12 protein-coding genes are annotated in these 13,655 nt (G+C 68.6%); 6 read left to right on the top strand and 6 right to left on the bottom strand.

Annotated elements, in window-relative coordinates:
• From I5Q34_RS35290 to I5Q34_RS32025, 3 genes are all read left to right on the top strand, one after another.
• On the top strand, nt 1-257 hold a 257-nt coding region (locus tag I5Q34_RS35290; RefSeq protein WP_234429722.1), incomplete at its 5' end, for a hypothetical protein.
• A 263-nt stretch (nt 258-520) separates the two neighbouring features.
• Nucleotides 521-754, top strand: coding sequence for a DUF397 domain-containing protein (locus I5Q34_RS32030; RefSeq protein ID WP_199895944.1), 234 nt, complete (start codon nt 521-523; stop codon nt 752-754).
• Nucleotides 755-847: 93 nt separating this feature from the next.
• A complete protein-coding gene (locus I5Q34_RS32025) occupies nt 848-1,765 on the top strand; it encodes a helix-turn-helix transcriptional regulator (RefSeq protein WP_199895943.1) in 918 nt (305 codons plus the stop codon).
• A 20-nt stretch (nt 1,766-1,785) separates the two neighbouring features.
• Here I5Q34_RS32025 and I5Q34_RS32020 read toward each other — a convergent pair whose 3' ends face one another.
• The 6 genes from I5Q34_RS32020 to I5Q34_RS32000 form a co-directional block, all read right to left on the bottom strand.
• Complete coding sequence (locus tag I5Q34_RS32020; RefSeq protein WP_199895942.1) at nt 1,786-2,619, bottom strand: SAM-dependent methyltransferase; 834 nt, start codon at nt 2,617-2,619, stop codon at nt 1,786-1,788.
• Nucleotides 2,620-2,770: 151 nt separating this feature from the next.
• A complete protein-coding gene (locus I5Q34_RS36200; RefSeq protein ID WP_347343474.1) occupies nt 2,771-3,565 on the bottom strand; it encodes a helix-turn-helix domain-containing protein in 795 nt (264 codons plus the stop codon).
• A 380-nt stretch (nt 3,566-3,945) separates the two neighbouring features.
• A complete protein-coding gene (locus I5Q34_RS35645) occupies nt 3,946-4,080 on the bottom strand; it encodes a hypothetical protein (RefSeq protein ID WP_267912046.1) in 135 nt (44 codons plus the stop codon).
• A 741-nt stretch (nt 4,081-4,821) separates the two neighbouring features.
• Nucleotides 4,822-6,963, bottom strand: coding sequence for a hypothetical protein (locus I5Q34_RS32010; RefSeq protein WP_199895940.1), 2,142 nt, complete (start codon nt 6,961-6,963; stop codon nt 4,822-4,824).
• A 3-nt stretch (nt 6,964-6,966) separates the two neighbouring features.
• Nucleotides 6,967-7,797 (bottom strand): hypothetical protein, encoded by an 831-nt coding sequence (locus I5Q34_RS32005; RefSeq protein ID WP_199895939.1) that lies wholly within the window; start codon nt 7,795-7,797, stop codon nt 6,967-6,969.
• Nucleotides 7,794-8,630 carry a vWA domain-containing protein gene (locus tag I5Q34_RS32000; RefSeq protein WP_199895938.1) on the bottom strand — a complete coding sequence of 279 codons (837 nt, stop codon included), beginning with the start codon at nt 8,628-8,630 and terminating at the stop codon, nt 7,794-7,796. Before I5Q34_RS32000 ends, I5Q34_RS32005 begins: the two co-directional genes overlap by 4 nt.
• A gap of 280 nt (nt 8,631-8,910) precedes the next feature.
• Here I5Q34_RS32000 and I5Q34_RS31995 point away from each other — a divergent pair, with 280 nt between their 5' ends.
• The 3 genes from I5Q34_RS31995 to I5Q34_RS31985 all read left to right on the top strand — a co-directional run bounded on the left by I5Q34_RS31995 (nt 8,911) and on the right by I5Q34_RS31985 (nt 13,484).
• Nucleotides 8,911-9,303: a hypothetical protein gene (locus I5Q34_RS31995; RefSeq protein ID WP_199895937.1), complete on the top strand. Its 393-nt coding sequence runs from the start codon at nt 8,911-8,913 to the stop codon at nt 9,301-9,303.
• A 68-nt stretch (nt 9,304-9,371) separates the two neighbouring features.
• Nucleotides 9,372-13,013: an AAA domain-containing protein gene (locus I5Q34_RS31990; RefSeq protein ID WP_347343473.1), complete on the top strand. Its 3,642-nt coding sequence runs from the start codon at nt 9,372-9,374 to the stop codon at nt 13,011-13,013.
• Nucleotides 13,014-13,088: 75 nt separating this feature from the next.
• On the top strand, nt 13,089-13,484 hold the full coding sequence (locus I5Q34_RS31985) for a helix-turn-helix transcriptional regulator (protein ID WP_199895935.1): 396 nt from the start codon (nt 13,089-13,091) through the stop codon (nt 13,482-13,484).
• Nucleotides 13,485-13,655 lie beyond the last annotated feature (171 nt).

Raw genomic sequence — 13,655 nt, 5'->3', positions numbered from 1 at the left:
GCCAACTCCTCCCCGCGGCGGACGGCTTGGCCGGTGCGGGCAGCGGTGTCGTCACCCTGGGCCCGGTCGCCCACCACCTGGGCGCCCTGGCCCACCTTCTGGACCGTCCGCGCGCGGCCGCCGATCACTACCGCCGCGCGCGGGCGGTGGCGGAGCGGGCGGGGGCGCGGCACTGGGCGGAGGCGGCGGGGAGGGGGTTGGCGGGGCAGGTGGGTGACCCGCCGGGGAGGGCGTGCCGGGCTGGAGTTCCGCCATGAGCTCGTGCTCCATGGACATCTTGCCGCTCACCGCCGGGCAACTACGTCTGGCCGTTCACATGGGTCTTATGGGGCGAAATCACTACAACTCGAGCTCTAACCACACACTTTCGAGGGACACCACTGGGTGCGTCCGCTGGCCTAGCATTTTCGCCAGCCGTCCCCGTGCAATCGCATATGAGAATCCGCGATCTTGTGACGGCATCTCCCATCGGCAAGCCGCCCCATGGGCGGCGCAAGCGAGAGAAGGCCGAGGTCACTTCATGACGTTCGACAACAGCGTCCCTCCCGGCAGCATCGAGGGTGTGGAGTGGATCAAGAGCAGTGAGAGCGTCGGTCAGGGCAACTGTGTGGAGCTCGCGAAGCTGCCGAGTGGGGAGGTGGCAGTGCGCAACTCGCGTTACCCGGAGGGCGTGGCTCTCGTGTACACCCGTGAGGAGCTCGCCGCCTTCCTGAAGGGTGCCAAGGGATCGGAGTTCGATCACCTGACGGTGTGAGTGCCTGAGGCGTAGGCCAAAGGTTGGTCCGGCGGACATCCACCCCCCATCCTGGTAGCTGTCGACTGCGTCAGCCTCTCAGCGGGAGCCCAGATGTCCGCCGTTCCCAAGTCAGTTGAAGCCGCGACTGCTTCGGTGATCGCCATGAAGGGCGACCCGAAACAGGCGGCTGCGGCGCGCTTGCTGGGCGATCAACTACGGAGGTTGCGCCAGGAACGCGGACTCGGGCTGAAGGATGTGGCTCCGGTCATCAGGGGTTCGGTGTCCAAAGTGAGCCGACTGGAGCGGGGGGAGAGCCCACCGAAGGACCGGGACGTTCAAGACCTCGTGAGATTCTACCGGGTATCACCCGAGTTGGCCCATGAGATCGAAGGCCTCGTGCAGCAGGCACGCAATGAGGAGTGGTGGCAGCAGTACCTCGATGTGACACCGGGATTCCTGAAGAGGCTCATCAGCCTTGAAGGAGCAGCGGCCAAGATCTGTACTTACGAGACGCATGTGGTACCCGGACTGTTGCAGACTCCCGCGTACGCCCGTGTCCTGGTGCAGGCCGCCATGCCCGGAGCGACGATGGAGGAGATCGACAGGCGGGTCGCTCTGCGCATGGGCCGGCAGAGGATTCTGGACCAGCAACGCCCGGCTGTCGTCGCCCTCTTGGACGAGGGGGTCCTGCATCGCTGCGTGGGCGGTCCGGACGTCATGCGGGAGCAGCTCGAGCGCCTTCAGGAACTCGCCGGGCTCGATCATGTCAACATCCGGGTGGTTCCTTTCAAGCGAGGTGTGGACGTGACGCCGTCCTACCCCATCTCCCACCTGTACTTCGATGACGGCGGACCGGCCGAGCTGGTCTACCTGGAGCACATCAACAGCGCTCAGTACCTGACACGTCCGAAGGAGATCGACCAGTACCGGAGTGTGCTCGACAGGCTGCGGGATGCCGCTTCCCGCTGGGAGGAGAGCAATGCCCTCCTCGCCACGGCGATCGGACGGTGCAGGAGCGATCAGGTCTGACGGCCCGGCCGTCTCACCGGTCAGAGCTGGGCCAGACCGCCCCACTCGACCCAGTCCGTTGGGCGAAGGGCGGCGGGGGGAGGAGCTACGTCAGGGCGCCAGTCGACGACATCGACGAGACCCGGTTCGAGAACCTGAAGTCCGCGGAAGTACGCCTCGACCTCGTCGCGCTCGCGTACCCGCCCCCATTTGTCCCCGGTCTTCCGGGCCATCAGCTGGGTGACCTTTCGGCGGACGTCGGGGTTGTCGCTGATGAGCTGGCACATGACCAGGAAGTTTCCGGGGCCCAGTTCCCTGAGTACACCGGCTACCCGTCGGATGAGGGCCGCGGGGGAGCGGTCGTCATCGGTGTCGGGGAGGCAGTGCAGGACGGAGACGAACAGAGCCGCGGTGCGGTGGCCCGGCCGGATGAGCCGGCGCGTCTCCTCGTGGTCGAAGATGACCCCGGTGTCACGCATATCGGCCTGGATCACAGCGGTGTTGGAGTTCTCCTCCAGCGAGGTGCGCCCATGCGCCAGAACCAGGGGATCGTTGTCGACGTACACAACGCGACAGTTCTTGTTGATGCGTTGGGCGACCTGGTGCACGTTGTCCCGTGTGGGAAGCCCGGAGCCGTGATCAATGATCTGTTCGACGCCGTACTGCTCGACCAGTACTGCGACGACGCGGCGCAGGAATGCCCGGTTGCTGCGGGCGAGCGCCTGCGAACTGGGGGCGATCTCCAACAACTCCGCGCAGGCCTCTCTGTCCGGCAGGTAGTTGTCGATGCCTCCCAGTAACCAGTCGTACATGCGCGCCGCGCTTGGTGTGTTCACGTCAATTCGAGGTGCTTTTTGTTTCTCGCTGTGGACCATCCCGTCCCCTCCCGGCCGTGATCGGCCCTGCGCTGATGGAAGTGCCCATGCTAGAGAGGGCACGACAGTGAGAGGTAGTCCCTCGTTCGAGGGTAGGGCGGCGCATGGATGGATTTCGGAACGCGGGCAACAGGACTGCTGGATGAGCGACTTATCGTTTCTCGCTCGCCGCAAGGGTGTGCGGAGAAGGTGCCGCCGCGTCGGAGCCTCGGCTGGTGATGAGGGCGTAGTCGAGTTGCTCCCACAAGCTTCTGACCGCTTCCGGATCGGCGCCGAGTCCGGTGGCAAGGGCGGCAGTTGCCGACCAGGACGGGATGTCATGGCCGAACAGGATGCGCTGGACGACTGCGGTGGGAACCCCGGTCGTTGCGCTGATCTTCGGGAAGGCCGGACGGCCGGCTGCGAGGTGCAGGCCGCGCAGCGCATGACGCAGGTTGTCGGCGGCATCGGTGAGCGCCAGCCTCGACGGCCGCGCCACTCCTTGAGAGCTCTCCCAAAGGGCGCGTACATCCCGGGGGTTGCCGCCAAGAATGGTGGTCAACATGTGAGTGACGGGCCAGGTGGGGACGTGCTCTCCCGTCAGGACCCGCCACAGCTCCGACGGGGGCAGGTCGGCCTGTCGTGCGGCCTGCCGGGTGTCGATCCCCGAGCCTCGCTGAAGGGCTGACAGTGCGGCGCCGAGCGACCGGGGCTTCGCCAGGATCCCGCAGTCCGTCGGGGGCTCTTCCGTCCGGTGCGGTCGCCCTCCGCCGGCGGCGGGATCGCCTTCGGGCAGCGCGGCTCGGTCCGCGAGACGGGCGAGCCTCCCCCGCCTCCAACGGGCCCGGGCCGATGCTCCGCTGATGCCGGCAGCAGAACCTATGTCCTGCCACGACGCTCCGGCGAGGCGGGCCTCGTGCGCCACGAGGGCCGGGTAGTACAGCGCGGTGGCAGTGATCCGTTCCATGATGGACAGGCGTGTGCTCAAGGGCCTCGACGAGAGCTCCGCTGCTTCCAACTGTTCTGCCAGGCGGCGTAGATCACGAGCGGTTGATGCCCCGGAGGGCGTTCTGTCGCCCACAGGGGAGCAGCGTTGCTCGCGGGCCCGGGCGCGTTGGGCACGTGCTCTGCACTTCGAGTCGCAGTAGTCTCTCGGCCTGCCGACGCCGGCCCGGAAGATGATCTCCTTGCCGCAGGCTCCGCAGGCTCGTGGCCGGTGTTCCGGCTTCACCCCTGATCTCCTTGGTCGGCCGGGGCCCGGCAGGTGCGGGCCGGGCCCCGGCGCGGTCATGGCGCGGTCATGGCGATGGGCCGACGTCAAGTAGACGCCTTCCTACCGCAGATGAGTCAGCCGCGGCGGATCCGCAGCAGAGGGGCGGACGGACCGGTGGGCGCCGCATGGCCTGCGCCCGGCGACTGCAACAGCCACTCCACGAACAGAGGGCACCCGCCGATCACCACGATCGCGACGATGATGATCACGATGACGGCAGAATCCGGGTACAAGGTGATGTCCCATGTCCATGAGGGGTTTGGTGCACCCTCCGGACGGTGCATGCTTACGTGAGATAAGGCCGAGGACGGACTACGACGTCCCCGGTTCTTTCGCATGATCACTGCACTCCTCAGGTGTGTGGAACGATCATCTGGCGGTGGCCCTGGGGCGCAATCCCAGGGCCACCTCTGTGCGGTCGGCAACTCTGCCGACCGATCGCTAAGACGATACAACTGGCGCTCGCGTGCTTACAGTTGTTGAAGGATGGGCGAACCGATTTTCGCGCCGTGCAAAAGGGAGTCGCCGTGCAATCCCTGAGAGCAGGTTGCCGAACCGGGGGCCAATGGGCCCGCTCGCATTGTATGGAAAAGCCCCATTCCTGGGCGGGTTTGAGCGTTTCCCTAGGTCTAACGCGGCAGAAATTGATCGATCCTCATCAGCGTTTGCTGTCCTTAGGGGAGTCGTTCAGGCGATCATCCGTTGATTGTGGATCAACTCCTCTAAGTGGTTCACTCAAAATGGTGAATGAGAGAGGTGTGGAGTGCGATGTTCCGCTTGTTCTTGAGTCGTGAGGATGCAAAAGAAATCCGGGTCCCCGTCAGCCGTAGCGGCAAACGATCAAGTCATCCGTGGTGCCCGCCGTCTGCACGTGGCCCGGACATCGGTGCCGAGGTGAAGTGAACTCGCCCTGGCGCAGGGGGAGTAGATACTCCGAGGGCCGCGCCGTGTCAGCGGCCGGTCAGGACGAAGCGGAGATAGCGCGTTCGGGACAGATCGCGGTGTGTGCGCCGTGCCGCGATGAGGGAGTCCGTGACGGCGGTGAGGTCTGCCTGGGACGTCCGGATCTGGGCGGAGCGCTGACCGAAGGATCGGCGCTGTTGCTCGGCGTCGCGCAGTGCGTCGTTGTCCTCGGAGTCCAGGCGGGCCCGGGCTTCCTGGAGGCGCTGGTGAGCCTGGGCGCGTCGGGCGGTGGCATTGAGCTCGGCCTTGTCGCGTTCCGCGGCGCACTGCGCTCTGCGGAGGTCGAACCCGGCGATGATGGCCTGCTTCCGGGCAGGTGACAGCTGGGTGGTGCACCGGGAGCGCGCGTCGGCGGCCCTGGCGTCCCGCCAGGCATCGAGCGTACGGGCCTTGGCGTCGCCGATGCCTTTGATGTTCACTGCGGTCCCGTTGGGCTTGACTATGAGTGCGGTGACGTTCGTATAGCCGTGTCTGCTGGTCGATGTCAGACGGATGCCGGTGAAGTCGGCGGCAGTCCTGATGCCGTACAAGGCGAGGCCGTCCTTCAGCTTCTCACCGATTCCCGGAAGGCGTGCCATGGCGATGCGCGCCTTGCCCAGCTCGGCCTGGACACAGGCGTTCCGTGCTCCGGCGAGCTCCCGGTCCAGAGCCGCCTTCTGGTCCGAGTCGAGGGCCTGGAGCTTGAGGTCGATCGCTCGCATCTCCGTGACCTTGTCCTTCTCGGCGGCCGCCACGTCGTGCTGGTGGGCTTCCACCAGCGCGCTGCGCCGACGTGCGAGCCGCACCTTGCGAGCGGCCTCGGAGTCCTCGAACTCCCGCTGCTGCGCGTCGAGGTCTGCCAGATCCCGGCCGGCCTGCGCGGCCTGCCACTGTTGCGCCACGAGGGAACGCTCATGTTCCCTCAGACTCCGGACTTCCGGCCGGCTGCGGTGTGCGCCCCACCCCAGAAGGGCGGCAGCGGACACGGGCAGGGGCAGCAGGAACGAAGCGAGGGCATGGGCGGCCCACAGCAGTCCGGGTACGACCACGGCGAGGGGCAGGAGGACGGCAACCAGGGTGTCCAGGATTCGACGTCCCCGGAACCCGGTGGGCAGGGGTGGTCCCGGCGGGGCGGTAGGGACCGGCGGCGGCAGATGGCCGGCCATCCAGCCCGGCAGACCGGTGCCACCACTGCTCGCCGGGGCAGCCACCGGCGCCGGTCCGGTCGCTGTCAGGGGCGGGAGGGCGTCGAGTGGTTGCCAGGACAGGGCGCGGACTTGATCGGCAAGGTCCCGGACGGTGCGGTCGGGATGGGCGAGCAGGGCCGGGAAGCGTGGGGAAGCCGAAGGGTTCTTGAAGTCGTCCTCGGTGAGGAGCAGGTATTCGCCTTGCGGTTCGTGGAGCTGGGTCCACAAGGTGGCATCCGCTGCGAGGGCCTTGAGGGCCAGGTAGATCACCCAGAGGGAGAACCGGTCCATCGCGGAGCCGAAGTCCTGGTCTCCGCGCGCGGGCGACTGGTAATTGCGGTGTCCCCGTTCGGTGCCCGCGCGGCCGGTCAGTGCGGGTACGTACATGCCGTCGTAGTCGACGAGCCGGAAGGTCCCGTCGTCGGCCACCAGCAGGTTTCCGTGCTGCAGATCGCCGTGGGCCATCCCGTGCGCGGCGAGGTCGGCGGCGAGGCCGGTGAAGCGGTCCGCGAGCCGGTCCACGGCGGTGCTGTCGTGATGATGGGCGTCGAGCCAGGACGACAGGGTGGTGGCCTGGACCCAGTCCATCTTCAGTACGGGATACCGCTCGTTTCGCACGGTCACCGCGTCCGGCAGGTATTCGAAGCCCATCGTCCACGGCTGCGACAGGGTCGCGGGGTCGAGCGAGGCGAGCTGTCTGCTGATGGCTTCGTACCGTAGTTCCTGGTCCGGAACATGCCGGGTGAAGCACTTGACCGCGTAACGCCGCCCGGACGCCGGTGAGGTGAGGGAGAAGACGCTGGCGAACGCCCCGGAGATCGCCTTCGGAGTCTGAAGCCTGGTGAGGTCGGGAACCGCTCCCTTCAGCTCGGGGTGCCGGAAGCACAGATGGGTGTGCTGCAAGGCGTCTGCGTACTCGCCGCCCGTGGGGAAACGGCGGAGCGGTCCGGCGGCGCCAGACATGCATCATTTCCCTTCGATGTCGACGCGTACGACGGCGACGTCGTCGTTGCGCAGAGATTCCCGCGAGCGGAGGGTCTCGAGCCACGCGCCGAAGGAGTCGGCATCGTGCGGCCCCCCGAACTCCAGGAGTTGGCGGAGTGCGTGGACGGGGTCGGAGGCGGTGAGGAACCAGGAGGCGAGGGCGTCCGACATCAGCAGCAGACGGTCGCCCGGTTCACAGACCCCACGGGTGAACCGGGTACGGGCGGCAATCAGGCCGGTGTCGCGGTTCCGGCTGCCGAAGAGGTCGGGCGCGGTGCCGAACTCCTCGGGGTGCTCCACCGGGAAGGACCGCAGGGGCTTGTCGTCACGCATGTGGAAGAGGCAACTGTCGCCCAGCGCTGCCGCCTGCCAGTGCCACGACTCGGTGGGGGAACCGGGTTCCGGTGTGATCCGCAAGGTCAGCATGGTGGCGTAGGCGCCCTCGGCGAGTTTGGCTTGCTCGTACCACTTGAGGGGCCGGCCCGCGGCGGCCCGGTTCCGGGTGTACTCCTCCAGCCACGGCTCCCAGCGCTCCACCACCTCCGTCGCGAAGCGCTCGTAGCCGGCACCGCCGGTGAAGAACTCCTCGTCCCGGAGGGCGTATTCGGCCGAAGCGGCGGCCAGTAGCCGTGCCCAGTCCTTGGCCAGGACGCTCTCCGTCGCGCCGTCGCACACACTGGCCGTCATCGGCCCGGTGACGAGGACATCGCACGGCACGTCCGGCAGTACGCGGACAGCGTCCTCGCATTCTGCCGCCGTGCTGCCGTGCTTGGGTGCGACGAGGTGGGTGAGGTAGAGACCCGGAGAGCTCACCGCAGCTCGGTCGCCCGGGTGCCGATGTCCAGGAACTGGACGACCGCGGCGATGTCGGCGTTGTAGACGAAGCCACGCGTGGCGTCGCTGACCCGCTGCCCCTGGGACGCGGCATAGGAACGCATGTGACCGGGCAGCGGGCTCGACATCGTGAACAGCGTCCGGGCGTACGTGTCCGGCAGGTTCGCGTCGGAGTCGGGGAACGAGACCGGTGAACCTCCGGCGTCGGAGACATGGAGGTTGAACAGCAGCGCGGCACCATCGGCAGTGGCATGAGAGGTGACGGCCGCCGCAGCCTCGACCGGATCGCCGTCGGTCGACTCGCCGTCGGTGAGATTGATGACGATCGGGGGGAAGCTGGCGGGATGGCGCTCGGTCCACCCGGCCACGAGGGTCGCGGCGTACTGCAGAGCCCGGTTCATCGGGGTCCCGCCGTGGGCCACGGGATCCATCCACAAGGGGAACTTGACGCTGGTCTCCACCAGCCCGCCCGCACCGTCGGGCACCTTCTTCGTCCGGTCCTCCACGCGGGCAGGATTGTCGGCGACCTCACTCAGCGGAACGAGATCGCGGCCCGTGAGTGACCCCGCGAACGCCGAGCCCACCGTGGCTCCGTAGCCGATCACGGCAACGTGGAAGTAGTCGCGTACACCTTCCTCCTTGGCGCACTTGACGGACAACTCGGTGAGCAGCCGGTTGATGGCGTCGGCCACCACATCCGCCTTGCGCCGGGGTTCTTCATCGCCGATCGGGTCCGTCATCGAGGTGGACTGGTCGACGAGGAACACGATGCAGGTCGGATGGGTGCGGCTGATCTCGGCCGTGTAGGGCATGTGCGGACTCCAGTCGTGGGCACGCTGCGGTCGTCTCCGGGCAGGAGGGACTCCGGCGGCTCGCTCATGGCGCACGACCGGTCTCCCCCCGAGGACTTGAGCATCGTAGAGGACACCCTCGGTTGCTGCTATGGCCGGAAGAAGCAGTGACAGAGGCATGTGCGAACAGATATTTCTTGCGGGTTGAGGTGGTGGAGACCGCTGGGTCCGGACCGGAACGCGGAGACCAGGACGCAGGGTTCCGGTGGACCATTGGGCGGTGGGCTTGTCCGGAGGGGACATGTCGAACGACGAAGGCGTGCTGCGGGTAAGGGTTCTGGGTGCCGATCCCGCACACGCCGACCGGGAGGCACGGGAGTTGCGCGACAGGCTGCGCGGGCTTGCGGGCATCGAGGCGCGCTTCGCGGAACGGAAGATGCCAGGCCCGGGCCGGGACGGTGCGAAGGGGGCACTGCTCACCCCCGAGGTCGTGCTGTTGGTCTCGGGGGGTTCTCTCGGGCTGGCCCGCGTCGCCATCAAGGGGTGGGTGGAGGTGCGGAAGAGCCGGCGTGTGCGGCTGGAGTCCGGCGACGGCACTGTGACCGAGATGACGGGCCTCTCGCGCCGGGAACTGAGGGAGCTGAGGGAGCAACATCAGGGCGAGCGAGGCGAATCACCGGAGGCCTCGGGGTGAGCCGTCAGCATGCCCTGCTGATCGGTACGGCGGCGTATGAGGACGAAGCCTTCAGCACACTGCCATCCGTGCGTGCGGATGTGCACTATCTGAGCCAAGTTCTGGAAATGCCGTCGGTCGGGCGCTTCGAGCGGTGCGTGCGAGTGGAGGACTCCTCCAAGGACGCGATCAAGCAGTCCGTCGAGACCTTTCTCCACGACCGGGAGCCGGACGAGCTGGTCGTGCTCTACATCAGTGGACACGGCCTCTACGACAGCGAAGAGGGACAGCTCTACTACGTGGCCTCCGACACCCGATCCGACCGGTTGCAGCGCACGGCCGTGGAAGCGGCGTTCATCACCGAGCAACTCGAGGCGTGCGCCGCACGGCGCAAGGTCCTCCTGCTCGACTGCTGCTTCAGCGGGGCCGCGGTCCAGGGCTTCCGGAGCAAGGGCGGGGCGGGACGTCCGGTCGTGCCCGCGGTGGAGGCCGGCGGTGTCTATGTCATCACCGCGTCCCACCAGTGGGAGCAAGCGTTCGAGTCGGCGGTGGGCGAGCCCTCGCAGTTCACCCGAGCGGTGATCCAGGGGCTCCACTCGGGGCGCGCCGACCTCGACACGGACGGTATGGTCTCCGCCGACGATCTGTTCCGATACGTCAGCCGGGAGTTGAGGGCCGCTCCCGACGGCAGACAGCAGACACCGACCAAATCCAGCCTCCAGGTGACCGGCGAGATCTTCCTCGCACGCGCCGCAGTGGGGAGGCGTCCACCGGCCCTCGCCCCGCTGCCCGCCGCTCCCGCCACCGCGGGTGGGGACGAGACGCGGCTGTCCCTTCCGCCGGTCAAGGCGGCTGTCGCCGGCCATGACGACTCGGCGTTCACCGCTGCCGACTGGCCGAAGCTCTTCACGTACTACCTTCAGTGCCTGCAAGAGGAAAACGCGAACGGCGAGATGCTGCCGCTCATCGGCAACGACCCTCCGCGTACGGTCTGGCCGGGAGGGGAGGAGCTCCTGCTCTCGGGCGGCGCGGAGCATGTACTCGCGCCGCCGGATGTGGTGGCGCTCGCCGAACGGGCTCGGCGCGACGGCGCCGAACTCTGGTACGGCTACCCGGTGGTGGTCCTTTTCGACGGGAAGCGGCAGATGTGCGCGCCCTTGATGGCGCAGCAGATCGAGGTGGCCGAGGACGGTCAGGGCCGGCACACCGTGGTGCCGGCCGGCCCGGTGGTGCCACACACCAAGCTGATCGTGGACCGGCTGGGGAAGGACGAGGGCCTCGAGCTCGTCTCCTCGTATCAGCCGAACTGGCGGCCCGGGTTCCGTGACGAGATGATGCGCGATGTCCGCTCCCTGCTCGACCAGTTGGGCATCCCGGACACCGAACATCTCGACCCCGCCGCGCTCGGGAGCGGCGCGTCCCTGGGAGCTGCGCACGAAGGGGCCCGCAACGTCGCACTCGTCCATATGGTGCGGGACGAGTCCGGGGCTACGAAGCAACTGGTCAAGGACTACGCCTCCCTCCGGAAGCTGGCCGAGCGGATCCCGGAGACCGCGCTGGGGGCGCTCGCCGAACCGGACGTGGAGGGCCCCGAGTCGGGGCGCGCCGTGCAGATCGTCGCTCCCCTGGAACTGAACGAGGCACAGGAGTCCGTGATCCGGTCCGCCATGACCCGCAGGCTGACGGTGGCGACCGGGCCTCCCGGCACGGGGAAGAGCCAGCTCATCGTCAACGCCGTGGCCACCGCGCGGGCGGCCGGCGAGTCGGTGCTCGTCGCCTCCACCAACAACAAGGCGGTCGACGAGGTCTGGGAACGGTGCGAGGAGCTGGTTCCGGGGCTGGTGATACGGACCGGCAGCCGGGGCGGGGAGCGGGACAACATCGAGGACGAGCTCGACGGACTGGAACACCTGGCCCATCTGGCCGAACTCCCGCAGGGTTCGGCGGCGCTGCGTGGTGAACTGCGCAACAGCCTGCGCGAACGGCTCACCGTCCGGGAACGGCTGTCCGAAGTGGCCGTACGCGAACGCACGCTGGCCGGGGCCGGGAGCCGACGGCAGGCCTACGCCGACGAGCAGCGCCACGATGTCGCCGCGCTGGTGGCCGGACTGGGCGCCGACGCCGGCGTCGAACGGTGGCTTCCGGGCGCCCGCAGGACGAGCCGCGCCCGTACGTTCGGCCGTTGGCGGCGCCAGCGGGCACTTGGCAGGCTGCCCTCGCCTCCGGCAGTGGCCGACGACGCGGAAGAATTCGCCGAGTTCGTGCGATTCGTCGAGGACGAGGTGACGTGGCGGGCACAGACTGGGCTCGCCGACCGGGAGACGGACGACGAGCACCTGTTGCGACAGGTCCAGGACGCCGACCGGCGAGTACAGGACGCGGCGGTGGCACTGCTGCGAACACTCGTCCACGAGCAGGCAGCGGCCGCACGGGAAGCCATCCACGAGCGGATCCAGGCGGTGCGGGCACGGTCCGTGCGCGAGTGGGCCACCCTGGACAACATCCTGCCGAAGGTGTCCTGCTGGGCAGTGACCGCGCGGTCCGCCCGCCGGTTCCGTGACCGGCCCGCCATGTTCGATCTCGTGATCATCGACGAGGCGAGTCAGTGCTCGATCATGGACGTACTGCCCCTGCTCTTCCGCGCCCGTCGCGCGCTCGTCATCGGCGACCCCATGCAGTTGCCGCACATCACCAGGGTGCAGCCGCGCCAGGAGGCGGCGGCCCGCACCACTGCCTCGGTGCGCGCGAGCTGGCTGGAGGAACACCGGCTCGGTCACCGGCGCTATGCGTCCTTCCACGCCGCCGCGCGGGCGGCGGGTTCGACCCTGCTGCTCGACGAGCACTTCCGTTGCCACCCCGACATCGTCGGAATCTCCAACCGGTACTGCTACGCGGGCCGTCTGACGGTGATGACCGATCCGCGGGCACTGCGCCGTCTCGACGGGGTGGATGCGGTCCAGTGGCTCGATGTCCCAGGAAGGGCACGGCAAGGGCCCCAAGGCTCCTGGACCAACCAAGAGGAGGCGGAGCGGGCCCACATCGCGGTGGAGCGGCTGCTGCGCCGGATGCCACAGGGTTCCACCATCGGCGTGGTGACACCCTTCCGGGCGCAGAAGGAACTCGTCGCGCGCCGATGGGAGTCCGACCCCCGGGTGCGGGTGGGAACGATCCATACCTTCCAGGGTGGCCAGCAGGACGTGATGGTGCTGTCCCTGGTGGCCGGTCCGGATATCCGCCCCGCTGCCCTCAACTGGCTGTGCCGCGAGGTGAATCTCTGGAACGTGGCGGTCACCCGGGCACGGGCCCATCTCATCGTCCTCGGCGACCACTCCTTCTGGGCACGGCAGTCAGGATTCCCCAGCACCCTCCTGCGGGCAGCGGCCAAGGGCGGAGAGGTGGACCGGCCCTCGGCCCTCGATGAGGACCAGGTGCGTCTCGCCGACCGCTGCCAGCAGCTTCTCACCGACACGACTCCCGGCCTGCTGCTGGACCGGGAAACGGTGACGGACGGGTATCCCCACGACTTCGACGTCCAGGTGGGCGGTATGCGCAGGCGCATCCTGCTCGATCACGGGGCAACCCCGGACGGTGACGCCGCACGGCATCTACGGCTCATGCTGACTGCGGCGGCCCGATTGCCGCAGGGAGTGCGGGTGCCCGCCTGGCACGTGTGGGCAGGGCGGACACCGGTGGACGGGGCCGGGCCCGCGGAGCAGGAGCGGGGCCTCTGATCCGGCCCGGGAGGAGGCCCCGGGGCATGCCGTGCGTCCCGGGCCGGGGCGGTGTGGTCCGCTTAGACTCTTCGCATGGACGGGCAGGACTCGGCCGATCGTTCCCGCGGTGTCGAGGAGGCCGTCGCCGTGCTGAAGGCCGTGGCCGACCCGACGCGTTTCCGGGTGTTGTGGGCGCTGGCGCGGGGCGAGCACTCGGTGGGGCAGCTGGCCGAGCTGGTGGGGGCGCACGTGGCGGCCGTCTCGCAGCACCTCGCGCGGCTGCGGGCGGCCGGGCTGGTCGTCTCGCGCCGCGAAGGTACGCGGATCTACTACCGGGCGGCCGGGGCGCATGTGCGCGCGCTGCTCGAAGGGGCGGTGCTGGCCGCGCGGGCCGAGCCGGAGGGGCCGGCGCCGGCCAGTGTCGCCGGCAACACCGCCGTGGCGGCCCCGGCGGGGGCGCGGCTGCGGCCCCGGCCCGTGAACGGCTAGGGCCTGCCCGGCGGCTCTCGGGCTGCCGCCGGGTGAGCCGTCCGTCACCCGCGTCAACAACCCTGCTGTCCCCGCAGCCCTGGGCCGTGTCCGACGGCTCTTGAGGCCGCCGCCTCACAGGTGCAGGTGCTCCCTGTGGGGCGGTCGGCAGCTCATGAGTCGCGCCGCATG

Origin of the sequence: Streptomyces sp. AV19, from assembly GCF_015999245.1 — a bacterium.
GTDB lineage: Bacteria > Actinomycetota > Actinomycetes > Streptomycetales > Streptomycetaceae > Streptomyces.
The sequence above is the reverse complement of the archived record's forward strand: the minus strand, read 5'-3'. Positions and strand labels throughout refer to the sequence as shown.